The sequence below is a fragment of the Cupriavidus sp. SHE genome (assembly GCF_000812445.1).
Classification (GTDB): Bacteria; Pseudomonadota; Gammaproteobacteria; order Burkholderiales; family Burkholderiaceae; genus Cupriavidus; species Cupriavidus metallidurans.
Genome location: NZ_JWMB01000049.1, coordinates 13,944 through 29,960 on the forward strand (window position 1 = coordinate 13,944; position 16,017 = coordinate 29,960).

Here is a 16,017-nt window from a genome sequence, read left to right on the forward strand (position 1 = left end):
TTCGCTGCTGCATCCCTAACCGCAAGGAGTTATCACCATGAACGCCGTTCTCAAAACCGAAGCCTCCGCCGTTGAAGCCGTCACGCCGCTGGAAGTGGCCGACCCGACCAAGAACCTGATTCTGGTTCCGCTGTCGCAACTGTTGCCGCGCCGCTCCAAGCGCAACGTCCGCACGACTCCGCGCCAGTCCATCCCTGAACTGGCTGCGAGCATCGCCCGCGTCGGCCTGCTGCAAAACCTCATCGTGATTGCCGCCGCAGATGGTGAGCATTACGAAGTCGTGGCGGGCGACCGCCGCCTGACCGCGTTGAAGCTGCTGGCGAAGAAGAAGCGCATCGCCGCCGACTACGAAGTGCCGTGCCTGCTGGTGGCCGATGCGTCCGCCCGTACCGTGAGCCTCGCGGAAAACGTGCAGCGCGAGAACATGCACCCCGCCGATCAGTTCGCGGCTTTTGCCGCACTGGTCAAGGAAGGCCGACCCATCGAGGACATTGCCGCTGACTTCGGCGTGACCCCGCTGGTGGTGCAGCGCCGCTTGAAGCTGGCAAACGTCTCGCCGCGCCTGCTGGTCGATTACCGCGCCGGCACCGCAACGCTGGAACAGTTGATGGCCTTGACCGTCACCGACGACCACGCCGCGCAGGAAGCCGCGTACTACGGTGCGCCGGAATGGCAGCGCGGCGCGTCCGCTCTGCGCGAACGCCTGACCGAGCGCGAAATCAATGCCGCGCATCCGTTGGTGCGTTTCGCCGGGCTGGAGACCTACACGGCGGCAGGCGGCGGCACCCGCCGCGACCTGTTCGCCGAAGGCGATACCGGAACCTACCTGACCGACGCCGCACTGCTGGAAACGTTGGTGCGCGGCAAACTGGACGCGCTGGCCGAGGGCGTGCGTGCCGAAGGCTGGGCGTGGGTGGATGCTACGCCGCACATCAGTTCCGCCGACCGGCAGGCATTCCAGAACGCGCCGCGCCAGCGCCGCGAGCCGACCGCCCGCGAAGCCCGCCGCTTCGCCTCGCTGCAAACCCGCCTCGAAAAAATCGACGCCGAACTGGAAGACGCTTACGACGCCGAGGACGAGGACAAGGCGGCAACGCTGGAAGAACGCCGCGAACACGTGGCCGGGGAACTGCAAACCATCGAAGAAGCCTTGCAAAGCTACGCCCCGGACGTGCGCGCCGTGGCCGGTTCCATCGTCACGCTCGACCGCGAGGGCGAAGCCGTGATTCATCGCGGCCTGCTGCGCGAGGCCGAGGCCAAGGCACTGCGCACGCTGGAAAAGCTGCGGCAGGGATTCGTCGGGGAAAGCGCGAACGACGACGAAGGCGACGAACCCGAAGCGCCCAAGACCGCCAGCGTGTCCGATCGGCTGGCGCAGCGGTTGAGCGCCCACCGCACGGCGGCGTTGCAAGTCGAAGTCGCCCGGCATCCGCTGGTGGCACTGGCTGCGCTGGTGCATGGCATGGTGCAAACCGTGCTGCAAGACCGCTACCACGGACATGACTTGCCGCTTGGCGTCAGCCTGAAAGTGCAAGACCGGCTGGAAAGCCTTGCCCCGGACGTGTCGGAATCGCCCGCCGCCGTAGCATTGCGCACCTTGCAGGAAGTCGCGGGCGCAACCTTGCCGGAGGAAAGCGCCGAACTGTTCGCCGTGTTGCTGACGAAGTCGCAAGATGAACTGGTGCGCCTGCTTGCCGTGTGCGTGGCTTCCACGGTGGACGTGGTGACGCCTCGCGCTGCGCAGCACCAGCCCGGCGCGGAACTGGCGCGGGCAGTGGAGTTGGACATGGCCGCATGGTGGAAGCCGACCGCCGAGGGCTATTTCCAGCACGTCCCCAAGGCCGTGATTCTGGAAGCCGTAAACCAGTACGCCCCGGCGCATGTCACCCGCCTGTCAAAGTTGAAAAAAGGCGACATTGCCAGCGAAGCGGAACGGCTGGCGGATGGTACGGGTTGGATGCCCGCCGTATTCCAGACCGGCCATCACACCGAGCCGGAAGGCGTGCCGGTGGTGGTGGACGAGGCCGACGCCGACGCGCCGGAAGATGCCACCAGCGAGGAGGAAGCGCACGCACTGGCCGCGTGAAGTAGTCGCATAGCCCCGGCGCACAGCGCCGGGGCTATCACCCGAACCGGGCGCGGCAGTGGCCGCGCCCGGTTTTCAACGCCCACAGCAAAATCGCCCCGTCGCCGCCTTCGACCAGGCGGCGACGGGGCGGCCGTGCAAGTGCCTTGCACGCGGCACGGCAATCTGCGCCCGCTGGCGCGGGCAAGATTTCGATGGCCCCCCCCGCCGCCAGGGGCGGGACTTGTGGGGCTACGCCCCGGCTCGCTGCGGCAGGTTGTGCCAAAGCGTGCCGTCCTCGACGCTGACGGTTCGCCGCCTGTACGTCACGAAGGACGGTTCACCGACACGCCGCCCGGCTTGCTATGGAGCTTCCACGCCACACCTTAACTACGAAGGCCGCTTGCGGGCCGCAAGGGGCGTTATCGCCTTGTGGCTGGCGGTTGGCCTTGCCCGCGTCAGGGTACAAGCCGGTGCAGCCGTCACACGGGGATAGCGAGTCAGCCATGTCTCCTTTCGGGAGCGGGCGGCCCGTGCGTCCTTGGCTTGTCGTGAATCCTGGCGAGGGCACGGCTGCGCCTTGGGCTTCATGGCCGCAACCTTGCAGCGAAAACAATTTCCCCTGCGCTGCGCGCATTCCTCACGGGACAAATTCTTTTCGCTTCCAGGTTCTCCACGCTGTTGCGACCGCTGCGCGGTGCGACCCGCCCATCCCTCGCCGGCCGGTTCACAACAAGGACGCACTGGCGCGACCTTGTTCAACCCGAAAGGAGAAACATCATGGCTAACATCGGCACCTTCACCGCAGAGAAAGACGGCTTCACCGGCACGCTTCGCACCCTGACGCTCAACGTCAAGGTCAAGCTGGTTCCCAACGACAAGGGCGACAACGAGAAAGCCCCGGACTTCCGTCTGCAGGCGGCCGGCCACGACATCGGCGCGGCGTGGAAGAAAACCAGCGAGGCCGGACGGGACTACCTGTCCGTGACCCTCGACGATCCTTCGTTCCCGGCAACGGTCTACGCCCGCCTGATCGAAGGCGAGAACGGCACGCACGACCTGATCTGGTCGCGCAGCAAGCCGCAGCAGGCGGACTGACGCCGCCCACCGCGCCCCGTCCCTTGCGGCGGGGCGCCGTGCTGCTGGCGCAGCACGTCACGCACGCGCCTATGGCGCGTCGCGTTCCTTCAAGACAGCCTCAAGCTCCTGGCGCACCTGCGCCAGAAGCTGATCGGCCTTGCGCGTGCTGTCGCCGGCGTAGGCCAGCGTCAGCAGCGTGAGCGGATGCACTTCCATGACCTCGCACAGCTCGGTCAGCTTGTGCAGGGTTGGGCTTTTCAGGTTGCGCTCCAGTGAACTCATATACGTGCGGCTGGACACGTCGGAAAACGCTTCCTGGCTCAAGCCACGCGCCTTCCTGACCGTCCGTATTGCCGTCGCCAATGAGTCCTTCGCCGCCACCTATGGTTTCCCCTGAAAAACCAAGATGACAGCCGATTGCGCTCTATAGGGCTACAATCTATAGTGTTCATTTGGCGATGCTGATTTACGTATTCGTCCCTTTACGGAAATCCGCAGATGCGGATTTCGACCGCACCAGAGAGTCACATCCGTGTCTTTCCAGATCTGCACAATGCCGCTTCTGCGTTTCCGTGCATGTACGGATTCGATGGCTTACGCCTGCGTGCTTTCGCACGAAAGCACGCATCCGCTTCGACGCTTCCACGTCTTGGCGGCAAAGCGCGTCCGTGCACCGGCGGTTTCGTGAGATTCCCGGCCATGACCCAGCCGCTCGTCACTACCGAACAACGTGCGCAACTGCTCGCCGTCGGCGCGGCGCGCACAGCCGGTCAAAGCATCGACCCGTTGCCGGTGGTGCGGCTGTTCACCCCTGATGCGCACGCGACCTGGCTGTTGGCCGCGCTCGACCCCGCTGACGGTGACACCGCCTGGGGACTGATCGACCTTGGCATCGGGATGCCGTCGCTCGGAACGGTCAAGCTGTCTGACCTGGCCGGCATCATCGGGCCGCAGCAGCGGCCGGTCCTGCGTGACCTGTATTTCCGTGCGGCACGACCGCTATCGGAATACGTGCAGCTCGCGCAACGTGATGGCTCCATCCCCGACTGACTGAGGCGAATTGTGTCTTTTTAGGTCTAGTTCAAGACAGTTGCAGTCTGAATCGGCACTCTTGCACCAAGCGGGTGCGGCCTTGACCGAAAGAGACATGGTGCAGGACGTAGCTTCCGGCAGGGTACGTGACGCTGCGCACCATTTCCGAGCTGCGCAGCCGTCGCACTCGGACGATCCATGCAAGGCTTCGGAATCAATCGGACTTGATTACCACCAGCTTAGCCCGCCTGAATGACAAATTGCCGATGAGGCTGTAGTCCTGCATTTCGATGTCCGTGGCGACGTTCCCATCAGCAGGGATGGTTGCCTCATGACTGATCGAACCAACGATTTTTGGTATCCGACCGCCGCCTATCTCTACGTGCTGCACCTGGACGGTCCCGCACTCGCCTGGGAATACTTGCGCCGCCATCCCGAGTACCGGCGCGATTGGCGGCGCCGTCGCCGCCGGCCGGCCACGGCGCACGAATGGGGCCTGCGCCTGCTCGAAGACCCGCACCAGGATGCACGCGACGCGCATCCTGTCTGGTTCCCCGATCATGACGGCGTGCTCCAGCTCTACCCGGATGCCGACCCGCCACCGGAAGCCCACACCTTCGAGTTCTGGCACGTCCCCGGCAACAAGCAATTGATCCACGATGGCAAGCGCCTGGTGCTGACGGCACGCTGGCCCGGCTGCTGCGTGCGGCTTGCACTTGCGCCGGGCCTGGCCGACGGCATGGCCTACCTCTATGCTATCCGCCCGTGCGCCGCGCCTTGCGCGAGCTACCGCACGATCACGGCCGAGCTGGACAAACTGGCGACGGTGGACACGGCGGCCGTGCCTACGGCAGCGGCCCGCTCGCGGCCCACGCCCGCCGCGCTGCTGGAACTGCACACCTTGCAGGCGCTCGACGCGACCCTCGCGGGCGCGTCCTTGCGGGAGACAGCCGAAGGGCTGTTCGGCGCTGAAGTCGTGGCGGCCGGCTGGTACACCGATGGCGGCCTGCGCTCGCGCGTGCGCCGCCTGGTACGGCGCGGCCAATCGCTGATGCGCGGCGGCTACCGCCGCCTGGTACAGCTCGAATGACCTGGGGAGGGTCGTTTTGCCTGCGCTGCAAAACGACCCTCTGCACAACCCGTCGCTATCTTGAGACTGCCTCCATCCGGCTGCGCTGGTGCTGCCGGCGTTTCTGACCGATGGAGGTTCACTCGATGCGACCCGCACCCTTGCGGCCTGCTGCCGCTGCTGTCGCTGCGCCTGCGCAGCCCCAACGCTACCTTACCAACGACGAAGCCGCCGAGTACCTGCGGCTGTCGCCGCGCACGCTGGAAAAGCAGCGCGTGATCGGGGGCGGCCCGAAGTTCCGCAAGTTCGGCCGCCGCGTCATGTACGCGGTGGCCGACCTCGACGCCTGGGCCGACCAGCGCAGCTTCGAGGCTACGTCCGACCCCGAATACGCCGAGCACCACTCGGCCGATAGCCGTGCGCGGTGACGGATGGCTCGCCGGTGGCCATCACCATGCCCAGCCCATCGCGGGAGCGGGAACAGCTCGACCTGTTCCGCGCCTTGCCGGGCGACATGGCGCCGCGCGACAGCCAGGACTTGATGGCCTTTCCGTTCTTCTCGCTAGCGAAGTCGCGGCGCACCGCGCCGATCGACTTCCGCGCTGGTGGCGTCACCGTGCGCGTGGAGGGCACGCAGGAGCATGGCATCGCCACGATTTGGGATGCGGACGTGCTGATTTGGGCGGCATCGCAGATCGTGGAAGCGCGAGACGCAGGCATTCGCCCGTCGCGCCTGATGCACGCGACGCCCTACGAGATCCTGCGCTTCATCGGGCGCAGCACGTCGCTGCGCGACTACCAGCGCCTCAAGGCCGCGCTCGATCGGCTGCAATCGACCAGCGTGGCCACATCCATCCGCGAGACGACCGGACGGCGCCTGCATCGCTTCTCGTGGATCAACGAATGGAAGGAACTGGCCGACGCCCGCGGCACGCCGCTGGGCATCGAGCTGATCCTCCCGGACTGGTTCTATGCCGGCGTGCTCGACGCCGCGCTGGTGCTGACCATCGACCCGGCTTACTTCAAGCTCACCGGCGGCATCGAGCGGTGGCTGTACCGCCTGGTGCGCAAGCACGGCGGCAAACAGCCGGGCGGCTGGCAGTTCGACTTCCGGCACCTGCACCGCAAATCGGGCAGCACGGCGAAGCCCTACGACTTCGCTTGCGACCTGCGCGCGCTGGTCGCGCGGCAGTCGCTGCCCGGCTATGTGCTCGGCATCGAGCGAACGCTGGATACCGGCGAGGAACTGTTGACCTTTCGACCCGTGCCGCCCACGGCACGGGGATAACTCGGGGAAAACTTGTGAACGGCCTCGTGCTATCAGGCGTGCCGGGTATCGTGCTATCAGGCGTGTCCCTATCGTGCTATCAGGCGTGCGAAATCGCCGGAAAGCTAATAGTGGCGCGGGTTTCGGCGTGCTCTAACTTCCCTAACTCAAATACTCTAACTTTTAATAAGAGCGCGCCGTTTCGGTGGAAAACCGCGAGACGGCACTGCGGGCAACTGCGAAAGCCTGGCCTTCACACACGGAGGGCCGCGCCATGATCGTCGCGTTGCTCAACCAGAAAGGCGGGGTTGGCAAGACCACGCTTGCCACACACATCGCCGGCGAACTGGCAATGCGCGGCCAGCACGTCATCTTGCTCGATGCCGACCCGCAAGGTTCTGCGCTGGACTGGACGCAGCGCAGAAGCCAGCAAGGCTTGCCGCGCTTGTTCAGCGCCGTGGGCCTCGCCCGCGAGACGCTGCACCAGGAAGCGCCGGAGCTGGCCCGCCGCGCCGATCACGTGGTCATCGACGGCCCGCCACGCATTGCCGCCTTGGCGCGCTCCGCGCTGCTGGCGGCCGAGCGTGTGCTGATCCCCGTACAACCGAGTCCCTACGACTTGTGGGCGTCGGCCGAGATGGTGTCGCTGATCCGCGAGGCGCAAGTGTTCCGGCCCGCGCTGCGCGCGGCCTTCGTCGTCAACCGTCGCGTCAGCACCACCGTCATCGGACGCGAGGCGCGCAGCGCGCTCGCCGAGCAGCCGCTGCCGGCGCTGCGCTCGGAAGTGCATCAGCGCATCGTCTTTGCCGACAGCGTGACCGCTGGCCGGCTTGCACGCGAAATGGCGCCTGATAGCGCCGCTGCGCGCGAGATCGCCGCGCTCACCGACGAGCTGCTGCGGTGGCCAGCATGAGCGAGCGCAACGGCAAGCGCATCGCTATCGGCGCGCGTCCGCCGGCGAATCCACACGCCGAGGCGTGGATTCGCCAGGGCGACGCTGACGGCGTCCAGAAAGGCGACCTCTACACCGCGCGCCTGACCCTCGACATCACGCCTGCGATGCGCGCCCGTATCAAGGTATCGGCGTTCACGCAGGGCGTGACTGTCGCCGAACTGCTGCGCGCGCTGCTCGAACGCGAGTTCCCGGAGAAGACCTCATGAACGCATCCGCTCTGGCGGCCACGGCTGCCCCGCCGCCATCGCCCGCAGTGCTCGCCGGCCAGGCCGGCGCCGCGCCGCTGACCCGCGTTTCGCTCGCCTACGTCGAGCAACGCATCGACTTGTATCTGCGCTTCGGCGAGCCGGCGCGCATCGTCCGGCTGGACCGCTGGCGTCGCGTCGCGGTGTTCCTGCCTGGCGCGATGTTCTGCCGCATCCGCTGGCACGCCAACGACTACGGAACCGTGCGCTGGCAGCTCATGGTGATGCAGGCTTGCACACCACTGGACGCGGCACAGCGCATTCCCGGCGTGCTGCCCGGTGCGCGCCTGCTGCTGCACGCCGAAGGTGAACCCACCGTGCGCGCCGTGTTGGCACAGCTCGACGCCATCGAGGCGCTGGGCATTGCGCCGAACGCCGCTTTGCCGGCGTATTGGCGCACGCTCGGCAACCGGCTCGCGGCACGCTTGCCGCTGCCAGAGTACACCGCCGAGCGGCACGCCGCCTGGCTCGCCGGGAGGGCGCTGCCATGACGACGCTTCCCACGTCCGCAAACACCACTGGAACAGCGCCGCGTCGTCGCTCGCGTCTGCGCGCTCGCCTCGTGCTGGCGAGCCTGTCCATCGGCGGCTTCGCTGCGCTGGCATGGGCATCCTTCGTGTCGCCGCTGCCGCGCCTGACCTACAACCCGTCCGACAGCGTGGCGGTCGGCTGGTATCGCATCGAACCGTTCGACCCGCATACCGCCTTGTTGTCACGTCCGTTGTCCGTGGACAGCATCGTGCTGGTGCCCTTGCCGGCCGAAGCCGCTGCGCTGGCTGCGCAGCGCGGCTACCTGCCGACGCGCATTCCGTTGCTCAAGCGCGTTGGTGCCGTCGCGCCGCAGGAGGTGTGTATTGTCGGTCGCAGCGTGCGCATCGACGGCGTGCCAGTGGCCGCCGCATTGCCTGCCGACCGCATGGGCCGGCCGCTGCCATCCTGGCAGCAGTGCCGCCGCCTCGAACCGGGCGAGCTGTTCCTGCTGAGCGTGACCAATCCCGCGTCGTTCGACAGCCGTTACTTCGGGCCGGTGCGCGCATCGGCCGTGCTCGGCCTCGCGCATCCGGTCTGGTTGGAGACACGCTGATGATGGCTGCCGATTCGCTGCGCTTCATCGTGCCATCCGGCGTGTCGTCCTGCCGCCCTTTGCCGTGTCGTCGCGCATGTCGTGCGAGCGCATCCGCGTCGCACGTTGCGCAGCATCCGGCATCGCTTTCACACGTGCAGGCGTCTTGCCTCGAACGCGCCCGGCCGGTGGCCGTGGGCGCGTTCGCCGGCGCGCTGGCTGCAAGCAGCGCAGCGCCGCCGGGCCGCCGACGCCCGGAGCGACAGCGCAGGGCAAAGGCGGAAGGCAAGATAAAAGGTCGCGGCACGTGGCCGCTTGGAAACCTTGTCTGCACATGGGGGTGGCGCGGCACGCGCCAGGGGGCGGCAGCGTGCCGCGAAGGTGCGCAACGCCGCATCGCCGTTGGCGAAACCGCGTGCTTCGTCCGCTGGACTGCGACGGCCTTGGATGTAACCGCACCATGAGCAGCCGTGACGACGACCGATTCCGCGTTCGGCCTGGTGCGCCGAAGCAGCGTGGCGACGCCTTCATCAACAAGGTACTGCGCCAGACCAACAAGGCCGGCGCCAAGCTCGGCAAGGCGGCTGGCAAGGTCGGCCAGCGACCCGGTTCCCGGTTAGGGCGCGGCCACGTCGCCGCTCGCTTTGCTGGTCGTGGACTTGGGGCAAACGCCCGGCGCGTGACGATCAAGGCGAGGCTGGTCAATCTGGCACAGGCGGGGCCGCGCTCCACTGCTGCGCACCTGCGCTACATCGAGCGCGAAGGCGTTGATCGCCAAGGCGGCCCAGGCCATGCCTACGGGCCGACGACCGATGCCGCCGACCTCGAAGTGTTCAAGGAACGTGGTGCCGACGACCGCCACCAGTTCCGGTTCATCGTTTCGCCGGAGGACGCCGAACAGCTCGACGACCTGCGAACCTACACGCGGCACCTGATGGCGCGCATGGAGGCCGACCTGGGCACGCGGCTGGAATGGGTGGCCGTCGATCACTGGAACACCGACAACCCACACACGCACGTCGTTCTGCGCGGCAAGGACGACACCGGCAAAGACCTCATCATTTCGCGTGACTACATCGCCGAAGGGATGCGTCGGCGTGCGTCGGAGCTGGCGACCGAATGGCTGGGGCCGCGCACCGAGCTGGAGATGCAGCAGGCTATGCTGCGCGAAGTCGAACAGGAGCGATGGACAGGTCTGGATCGCACCTTGCAGCGCGAGGCCGGCGACGACGGCTTGGTGCATATCGAACGCTTCGCAGAACCCCGGCTGCAACGCCAGCGACAAATGCTGATCGGCCGTTTGCAACGCTTGCAACGCATGGGCCTGGCGAGCGAGCAACAGCCCGGCGTGTGGGCCGTCCACGCCGAGGCCGAGCCGGCCTTGCGGGCAATGGGCGAGCGCGGCGACATCATCCGCACGATGCAGCGGGCTATGAGTGGCAAGCAGCGCGAGCTGGTCGTGTTCCAACCTGGCGAGGCTGGCCGCGCCATCGTCGGTCGCGTCGCTGGCAAGGGGCTGGCGGACGAGTTGTACGACAAGGGCTATCTGATCGTCGATGGCACGGACGGCAAGGCGCATTACGTCGCTTTGCCGCCGCGCTCGGAGTTGGAGCAGTACCCGACCGGGGCCGTGATAGAGGTGAAAAGGGCGGCCAACGTGCGCGTTGCCGACCGCAACATCGCCGCACTGTCCGTTGGTGGCGTGTACCGGACCGACCACCATCTTGCGCTTGCCCAAGGACAGGCTACGCCCGACCGCGATCCGCGTGAGGTGGTGGCCGCACACGTGCGCCGGCTCGAAGCCCTGCGCCGCGCCGGCATCGTGGAGCGCGAGGCCGAAGGCGTCTGGCGAGTGCCCGACGACCTCACCGAGCAGGGCCGCCAGTACGACGCGCAGCGCCTTGGCGGCGGCGTGGCGGTGGAACTGAAATCGCACCTACCCATCGAGCGCCAAGCGCGTGTCGTCGGCGCCACCTGGCTCGATCAGCAGTTGATCGGAGGCGGCAAGGGCTTGGGCGACCTGGGCTTTGGGGCCGAGGTGAAGGACGCGCTACGCCAGCGCGCCGACTTTCTGACTGAACAGGGCTTGGCCGAGCAGCGCGGGCAGCGCGTCGTCCTCGCGCGCAACCTGCTGGCGACGCTGCGCGGGCGCGAGCTGGTGCAGGCCGCGAAGGACATTGCCGCCGAAAGCGGCCTGGCGCATCGCCCCCTCACGGACGGGCAGCGCGTGGTTGGCATCTACCGGCGTTCGGTTGTGCTCGCCAGTGGGCGCTACGCGATGCTCGATGACGGCATGGGCTTCTCACTGGTGCCGTGGAAGCCGGTGATCGAACATCGCCTGGGCCATCAGCTTGCCGCGAACGTGCGCGGCGGCGCCGTGTCTTGGGAGCTGGGGAGGCAACGAGGCCCCGCCGTGGGCTAATCCCGTGTCCCGGCGACCATCGCCTTGACTCCACGAAAGTCGGAGAGCCAGCGATCCGTCAGGAGGCTGCGCCGCCTCGCTGGATGCGCCACAAGGCCAACGTGCCGGCGCCCATCAAGGCAGCAGCGAGACCGAACCCGAACACTGGCGAAACAGCCGTCCAGAGCAAACCGACCGTCGCGCTGGAAAGGAATTTCGCACCGCCATTGACCGTGCCCAGCGCGCCGTAGCTGGTCGCCAGCGTTTCGGGACCCACCATGTCGGCCGTCACGGTGGATTCCAGGGCCTCTTGCACCGCGACATACAGCCCGGCGGCAACGAAGACCCCGGCGAGCAGCGGCACGCTTGCGGTATGGAACCAGAAGGCCAGGACCATCAACACGGCTGTCAGTGCGCCGAGCGCGTATCCCACCACGAGCAGCGGCAGCGAGCCGATACGGTCGGCCCATGCGCCGATGGGATAGGAGGCCACCACCTGAACCACGTTGCGGCCAACGTACAGCAGCCCGGCAACCTGCGCGGCCTGTACGACGCCGAGCGACGACGTGAGCAATTGCGTCGCCCCGAGAATCAGCAGGCTGTGCGAGAAGTCGCCCAGGCCGAATATTCCCACCGCGCCTAGGTAGCGCTTGAAGCGTCCCGGCAGGCCGCGCAGCGTGCTCCACAGCCGCAGGCCCGGATTGGGCGAATGCTCTGGGTCTTTGACCAGGGCCAGGAATGCCAGCACGGCCAGCACGCCCGGAATCACCGACAGCCAGAGGACGAAGCGGAACGGCCCGGCCGCATCGTCCCAATGCAGGGACTGCGCCCAGCCCAGCACGGCCACGCCCAGCAAGGGGCCGATGACCGCGCCGATGGTGTCCACCGCGCGGTGGAAGCCGAAGGCACGGCCTCGCGTCTGCGGGCTGACGGCTTGGATCACGATGGCGTCGCGCAAGGGGCCGCGCAGTCCCTTGCCGAACCACGACACCAGCCGTCCAAGCAGCAGCAGCGGCCAGCCCGCCGCCAGCGCGATGAAGACCTGCCCCACCGGCGTCAGCGTATAGCCGACCAGCACGAGGCTCTTGCGGTGGCCGAGCTTGTCCGCGATATAGCCGGAGACCATCTTGGTGAAGCTGGCGACGGCATCGGCAATGCCTTCGATGATGCCCAGCGCCGCCGCCGGGATGCCCAGCACGGCCAGGAAGCCCGGCAGGATGACCGTTGTTGTTTCGTAGCAGAAGTCGCCCAGGGCGCTGGTCAGTCCCGCGCCAGCGACGGTGCGATTGAACCAGCCCTTCGTCGTGGCGGGGGCTTCGGGAGCCGCTTCTTGTAGTTCATTCTGCATGGAGGGCAATTCGTGATGTTGGTCGTTAAGCGGCCGCAGGCGCAGGCGCGCGGCCAGTGTCGGGGGCAGCATGGGCGGGCTCCGAGGTCATTGCTGTAACTCGAAGCGTGCGAGGACGGGGTAGTGGTCCGAGGCGCCATCCGTGGCCGGCGTGCGGATCACCTCGTAATGCCGCGCCGCCTGGGCGAGCGAAGCGGAGGCCAACAGGTAGTCGCAGCGCATCGTCGCAAACTCGGTGCCCGTGAAGCCGGCCGTGGGCACGGTTGCCACCTTGGCCGGGTCCAGCCGGTAGCCTAGATCGACCCACCCCGCCGCCTCCAGATGCGCCAGCACGCTACGGTCGGCGCTTTGCAGATCGTCGGCCAGGTAGCGGGCGCGATGCTGCGCCGGCAGCGCGTCGAAACCTTCCGGCTCGGGATCGTGAGGCGAGGCCGAATTGAAGTCACCAGTGACCAGCGTGAGCCGGTCCGGGGCGGCCTGCACCGCCAGGTAAGCCGCTTCGCGGCGTCGTACCTCGGGGCCGTTGGGGCACAGGTGCGCGCTGATGAAGGTGATCGGTTCGCTGCTGCCCGGCACGGCCACCTTGAGCGTTGCCAGCGCGTGGTGGAAGTGCGCGCCATCCGCGTCGAAGGCGAGCGGGCGCAGCGGCTCGCGGATGAAGATGGCGACGTTCTGGCCGGTACGCGGCGCGATGGCGAGAAAGCCGCGCATGCCGATGCGATCTTCCGTGGCATACAGCCACGCGCCGCCATTGGCATCGAAGCCCTTGGCTTCCTGCATCAGAAACACATCGGGCCGCACCTGGTTGATAAGGTCGATTTGCGCCTGGGCACGTGCGTCGTTGGCGCCATCGCGGCCGGCGAACAGGGTGTTGTAGGTCAGGACGGTCAGTTTCATTGCGGCTCCTTTCAGCGGTTTTCGTCGTGTGACTCGAAGACCCGCTGGGCATAGGCGTCGAGCAGCGCCTCGCAGCGCTGCAGGCGCTGCTGCGCCTCGACGGCCCGCGTAGCGCCGTAGAAGTCGAGCTTGCGAATCTTCTCCAACCACGTCTGGAGCTTCTTGAGGTCGGCGTCGTTTTCTTCGAGTTCTGCGTAGGTGAAGTGGCTGGCCGCCGTCTCCTTGGCAATCTCCGCGTCGAAGTCGTCGCATTTGGCGATGAATTCGGTGTATTGCTCATCGCGATCGGCCTTGAAGCGCGCCACGACTTTTTCCTCCTGGGACTTGTCCAGCGCGACGGTCTCCAGCAGCACCGACTCCCCGGCAATTTCGTCGATTTCGTTCTCGATGATCTTGAGGCGGCGAGTGTGGTCGTCGGTCTTGGGCAGCAGGCAGACGCCGTTCTGCAAATAGATGGCTCCCATGCCCTTGAGCCTTCGCCAGATAGCGATGCGCTTCTTGGCGGGTTCGGCGGGCACCTTGTACGTGAGCAACAGCCAGTTTTGAATTTTCATGCGAACAATCATAGTGAAACCACCGTAACAAATCAATTGTTTCAATAAGGCATGCCTGTTGTTCTGGATACACACGTCGGATGAAATCAATGTGGACGCGCCAACGGGGATGCGGTAAATTACGTGGTAGGAGATGGCGTTCCTCCTTTAACCGCAGCGATTTCTTAGCTGCTGATGACGCCTACAGACACCTGACCACGGTCGGGGGCTGTAGGCGCTCGCGTTCACATCCCTTGCCGTTGGTCAGCCCGATTTATTTCGAGCAGACATGACCAATGCGCCGATTCCGTCCCGAACAACTTGAGCTGCTGCCCTACATCGGCAAGTGGCTTGTCATCGCCAGCCTGGTTGCCTTCCTGGCAGGCACCGCTTCCGCCTTCTTTCTCGTGTCCCTGGATCGCGCCACCGCGTGGCGCGAAGCGCACCGCTGGGTCATCTGGCTGCTGCCGGTAGCCGGCTTCGCTGTCGGGTGGATCTACCACCTGATGGGCAAGACCGTCGATGGCGGCAACAACCTCATCATTGACGAGATCCACGACCCCAAGAAGGTCGTGCCGCTGCGCATGGTTCCGCTGGTGCTGGGCGGCACCGTCGTTTCCCATCTGTTCGGTGCCTCGGTAGGCCGCGAGGGAACCGCCGTGCAGATGGGCGGCGCGCTGGCCGACCAGCTCACCCACCTGTTTCGCATGAAGCACGAGGACCGGCGCATCCTGTTGATGGCCGGCATCAGCGCCGGCTTCGCGTCCGTGTTCGGCACGCCGCTGGCCGGCGCCGTGTTCGGTCTTGAAATCCTCGCCATTGGGCGCATGCGCTACGACGCGCTGTTCCCGTGCGTCGTGGCCGGCATCGTCGCCGATCAGGTCTGCTTGGCCTGGGGCGTCCACCACACGCACTACGTGATGGGCGAAATCTTGCCCATCAGTTTCTGGAGCGTGATGGCGGTGGTCGCGGCCGGGATCGTGTTCGGCCTCGTGGGCATGTTGTTCGCCACGGCCGCCCACAAATTGAGCGCGTGGGTCAAACGCCTGATTCACTACGCGCCGCTTCGGCCCGCTGCTGGCGGCATCGTCATCGCCACGGCGGTGTGGGCGCTCGATGCCTACAGCTACATAGGCCTGGGCATCCCTGACATCGTGCGCTCCTTCCAGGAGCCGATGGCGCCCTGGGACTTCCTCGGCAAGATGGCGTTCACGGTCGTCTCGCTGGGCACGGGATTCAAGGGTGGCGAAGTCACGCCGCTGTTCTACATCGGCGCGACGCTGGGCAACGTCCTGGCCCCGCTGCTGCAATTGCCGTTTCCCATGCTGGCCGGCATCGGCTTCGTCGCCGTGTTCGCGGGCGCTGCCAATACGCCCATTGCCACCACGCTCATGGCGATGGAACTGTTCGGCGCGGAAATCGGCCCGCTGGCCGCCGTCGGCTGCATCACGGCCTATCTGTTCTCCGGCCACACGGGCATCTACCGCGCGCAGCGCGTGGGCCACAGCAAGCACAGCAAGCACCGCAACGCCGTTCCCGAAGAACTGCGCATTGCCGACCTCGCGCATTTCCGCAAACAGAAGGACGAGTCGGCGAAAGAAGACCCGCCGCCGCCGGAGAACAAGGCCGAAACATCCGTCACGACCAAGGAAAACGCCCAATGACCTCAAAAGCCAGTCAGCAGCATATCGCCGCCTTGCGGCTGTATTTTCCGATCGCCACCAAAGCCAAGGTCACGCGCTTCTGGCATCACTTGAGCGCGCCGGCGCTGGCGCATCATCTGCTGACGGTCGCCAAGCAGGCCAACATCGTGCAGGCCATGCTGCATCAGGTCAGCTCCGGCTACCTGCCGGGCGAACGCATGTCGCACCACCATCCCGAATTGACCGGCATGCGGCATCCGCAATGCCTGGAGCTGCTGGATACCGAGGAGCGCCTGCGCGAGTTCATGCACGAGCACGCCGAGGAACTGCGCAAGGTGCATGTCGTGCTGTTCCTGTGCGAATTGCCGCTGGGTCGCCACCGCGCCGCGCATGCGACACATGCCAGCAAGGCCAGCTAA

17 protein-coding genes and 1 riboswitch are annotated in these 16,017 nt (G+C 66.4%); of the genes, 13 read left to right on the plus strand and 4 right to left on the minus strand.

The annotated features are described in order from the left end of the window. The first annotated feature begins 37 nt into the window (after positions 1–37). Both RN01_RS23125 and RN01_RS23130 read left to right on the plus strand, forming a co-directional pair. A complete protein-coding gene (locus tag RN01_RS23125) occupies positions 38–2,086 on the plus strand; it encodes a ParB/RepB/Spo0J family partition protein (protein ID WP_017514201.1) in 2,049 nt (682 codons plus the stop codon). Positions 2,087–2,845: 759 nt separating this feature from the next. Further along, the gene (locus RN01_RS23130; RefSeq protein ID WP_017514200.1) at positions 2,846–3,163 is read left to right on the plus strand and encodes a DUF736 domain-containing protein; all 318 of its coding nucleotides are present in this window, start codon (positions 2,846–2,848) and stop codon (positions 3,161–3,163) included. A gap of 69 nt (positions 3,164–3,232) precedes the next feature. On the opposite strand, the gene RN01_RS23135 is transcribed toward RN01_RS23130, so the two are convergent. Then, the gene (locus tag RN01_RS23135) at positions 3,233–3,526 is read right to left on the minus strand and encodes a helix-turn-helix domain-containing protein (protein WP_017514199.1); all 294 of its coding nucleotides are present in this window, start codon (positions 3,524–3,526) and stop codon (positions 3,233–3,235) included. Positions 3,527–3,844: 318 nt separating this feature from the next. On the opposite strand from RN01_RS23135, the gene RN01_RS23140 reads away from it, so the two are divergent. The 9 genes from RN01_RS23140 to RN01_RS23185 all read left to right on the plus strand — a co-directional run bounded on the left by RN01_RS23140 (position 3,845) and on the right by RN01_RS23185 (position 11,198). Beyond that, entirely contained in the window at positions 3,845–4,195 is a 351-nt protein-coding gene (locus tag RN01_RS23140) for a DUF2958 domain-containing protein (protein WP_024569795.1), read from the plus strand. A gap of 313 nt (positions 4,196–4,508) precedes the next feature. Continuing rightward, positions 4,509–5,267: a DUF2285 domain-containing protein gene (locus RN01_RS23145; protein WP_029700175.1), complete on the plus strand. Its 759-nt coding sequence runs from the start codon at positions 4,509–4,511 to the stop codon at positions 5,265–5,267. Between the two features lie 125 nt (positions 5,268–5,392). Continuing rightward, the gene (locus RN01_RS23150) at positions 5,393–5,674 is read left to right on the plus strand and encodes an AlpA family transcriptional regulator (protein WP_024569793.1); all 282 of its coding nucleotides are present in this window, start codon (positions 5,393–5,395) and stop codon (positions 5,672–5,674) included. Between the two features lie 26 nt (positions 5,675–5,700). Further along, positions 5,701–6,534 carry a replication initiator protein A gene (locus RN01_RS23155; RefSeq protein ID WP_029700174.1) on the plus strand — a complete coding sequence of 278 codons (834 nt, stop codon included), beginning with the start codon at positions 5,701–5,703 and terminating at the stop codon, positions 6,532–6,534. Between the two features lie 253 nt (positions 6,535–6,787). After that, positions 6,788–7,426 (plus strand): ParA family partition ATPase, encoded by a 639-nt coding sequence (gene parA, locus RN01_RS23160; protein WP_017513917.1) that lies wholly within the window; start codon positions 6,788–6,790, stop codon positions 7,424–7,426. Beyond that, on the plus strand, positions 7,423–7,674 hold the full coding sequence (locus tag RN01_RS23165) for a hypothetical protein (protein WP_029700173.1): 252 nt from the start codon (positions 7,423–7,425) through the stop codon (positions 7,672–7,674). Before parA ends, RN01_RS23165 begins: the two co-directional genes overlap by 4 nt. Beyond that, positions 7,671–8,204: a DUF2840 domain-containing protein gene (locus RN01_RS23170; RefSeq protein ID WP_017513915.1), complete on the plus strand. Its 534-nt coding sequence runs from the start codon at positions 7,671–7,673 to the stop codon at positions 8,202–8,204. The genes RN01_RS23165 and RN01_RS23170 overlap by 4 nt, the downstream gene beginning before the upstream one ends. Continuing rightward, positions 8,201–8,797: a S26 family signal peptidase gene (locus RN01_RS23175; protein ID WP_017513914.1), complete on the plus strand. Its 597-nt coding sequence runs from the start codon at positions 8,201–8,203 to the stop codon at positions 8,795–8,797. The genes RN01_RS23170 and RN01_RS23175 overlap by 4 nt, the downstream gene beginning before the upstream one ends. A gap of 439 nt (positions 8,798–9,236) precedes the next feature. Continuing rightward, positions 9,237–11,198 (plus strand): relaxase/mobilization nuclease and DUF3363 domain-containing protein, encoded by a 1,962-nt coding sequence (locus RN01_RS23185; RefSeq protein ID WP_024569790.1) that lies wholly within the window; start codon positions 9,237–9,239, stop codon positions 11,196–11,198. Between the two features lie 58 nt (positions 11,199–11,256). Here the strand turns inward: RN01_RS23185 and RN01_RS23190 are convergent, their stop codons facing one another. Genes RN01_RS23190 through RN01_RS23200 form a run of 3 tightly spaced genes read right to left on the minus strand, consistent with a single transcriptional unit; the run spans position 11,257 to position 14,021 of the window. Continuing rightward, positions 11,257–12,597, minus strand: a complete 1,341-nt coding sequence (locus RN01_RS23190; protein WP_231582294.1) for an MFS transporter — start codon at positions 12,595–12,597, stop codon at positions 11,257–11,259. 15 nt (positions 12,598–12,612) lie between these two features. Further along, the gene (locus RN01_RS23195; protein ID WP_024569788.1) at positions 12,613–13,422 is read right to left on the minus strand and encodes an endonuclease/exonuclease/phosphatase family protein; all 810 of its coding nucleotides are present in this window, start codon (positions 13,420–13,422) and stop codon (positions 12,613–12,615) included. An 11-nt stretch (positions 13,423–13,433) separates the two neighbouring features. Further along, positions 13,434–14,021 carry a Chromate resistance protein ChrB gene (locus RN01_RS23200; RefSeq protein WP_196746975.1) on the minus strand — a complete coding sequence of 196 codons (588 nt, stop codon included), beginning with the start codon at positions 14,019–14,021 and terminating at the stop codon, positions 13,434–13,436. Between the two features lie 75 nt (positions 14,022–14,096). Beyond that, positions 14,097–14,167: riboswitch (Fluoride riboswitch) on the plus strand. Positions 14,168–14,251: 84 nt separating this feature from the next. Between RN01_RS23200 and RN01_RS23205 the strand changes: the two genes are divergently transcribed. Then, positions 14,252–15,619: a voltage-gated chloride channel family protein gene (locus RN01_RS23205; protein WP_024569786.1), complete on the plus strand. Its 1,368-nt coding sequence runs from the start codon at positions 14,252–14,254 to the stop codon at positions 15,617–15,619. After that, positions 15,616–16,017, plus strand: coding sequence for a DUF190 domain-containing protein (locus RN01_RS23210; protein WP_024569785.1), 402 nt, complete (start codon positions 15,616–15,618; stop codon positions 16,015–16,017). The genes RN01_RS23205 and RN01_RS23210 overlap by 4 nt, the downstream gene beginning before the upstream one ends.

Bases quoted from the DNA above. Each gene is read 5' to 3' on its own strand.
- RN01_RS23150 (WP_024569793.1), top strand. From the start codon at position 5,393: ATGCGACCCGCACCCTTGCGGCCTGCTGCCGCTGCTGTCGCTGCGCCT.
- RN01_RS23125 (WP_017514201.1), top strand. From the start codon at position 38: ATGAACGCCGTTCTCAAAACCGAAGCCTCCGCCGTTGAAGCCGTCACG.
- parA (WP_017513917.1), top strand. From the start codon at position 6,788: ATGATCGTCGCGTTGCTCAACCAGAAAGGCGGGGTTGGCAAGACCACG.
- RN01_RS23195 (WP_024569788.1), bottom strand. From the start codon at position 13,422: ATGAAACTGACCGTCCTGACCTACAACACCCTGTTCGCCGGCCGCGAT.
- RN01_RS23130 (WP_017514200.1), top strand. From the start codon at position 2,846: ATGGCTAACATCGGCACCTTCACCGCAGAGAAAGACGGCTTCACCGGC.
- RN01_RS23175 (WP_017513914.1), top strand. From the start codon at position 8,201: ATGACGACGCTTCCCACGTCCGCAAACACCACTGGAACAGCGCCGCGT.
- RN01_RS23190 (WP_231582294.1), bottom strand. From the start codon at position 12,597: ATGCTGCCCCCGACACTGGCCGCGCGCCTGCGCCTGCGGCCGCTTAAC.
- RN01_RS23205 (WP_024569786.1), top strand. From the start codon at position 14,252: ATGCGCCGATTCCGTCCCGAACAACTTGAGCTGCTGCCCTACATCGGC.
- RN01_RS23210 (WP_024569785.1), top strand. From the start codon at position 15,616: ATGACCTCAAAAGCCAGTCAGCAGCATATCGCCGCCTTGCGGCTGTAT.
- RN01_RS23185 (WP_024569790.1), top strand. From the start codon at position 9,237: ATGAGCAGCCGTGACGACGACCGATTCCGCGTTCGGCCTGGTGCGCCG.
- RN01_RS23170 (WP_017513915.1), top strand. From the start codon at position 7,671: ATGAACGCATCCGCTCTGGCGGCCACGGCTGCCCCGCCGCCATCGCCC.
- RN01_RS23155 (WP_029700174.1), top strand. From the start codon at position 5,701: ATGCCCAGCCCATCGCGGGAGCGGGAACAGCTCGACCTGTTCCGCGCC.
- RN01_RS23145 (WP_029700175.1), top strand. From the start codon at position 4,509: ATGACTGATCGAACCAACGATTTTTGGTATCCGACCGCCGCCTATCTC.
- RN01_RS23140 (WP_024569795.1), top strand. From the start codon at position 3,845: ATGACCCAGCCGCTCGTCACTACCGAACAACGTGCGCAACTGCTCGCC.
- RN01_RS23165 (WP_029700173.1), top strand. From the start codon at position 7,423: ATGAGCGAGCGCAACGGCAAGCGCATCGCTATCGGCGCGCGTCCGCCG.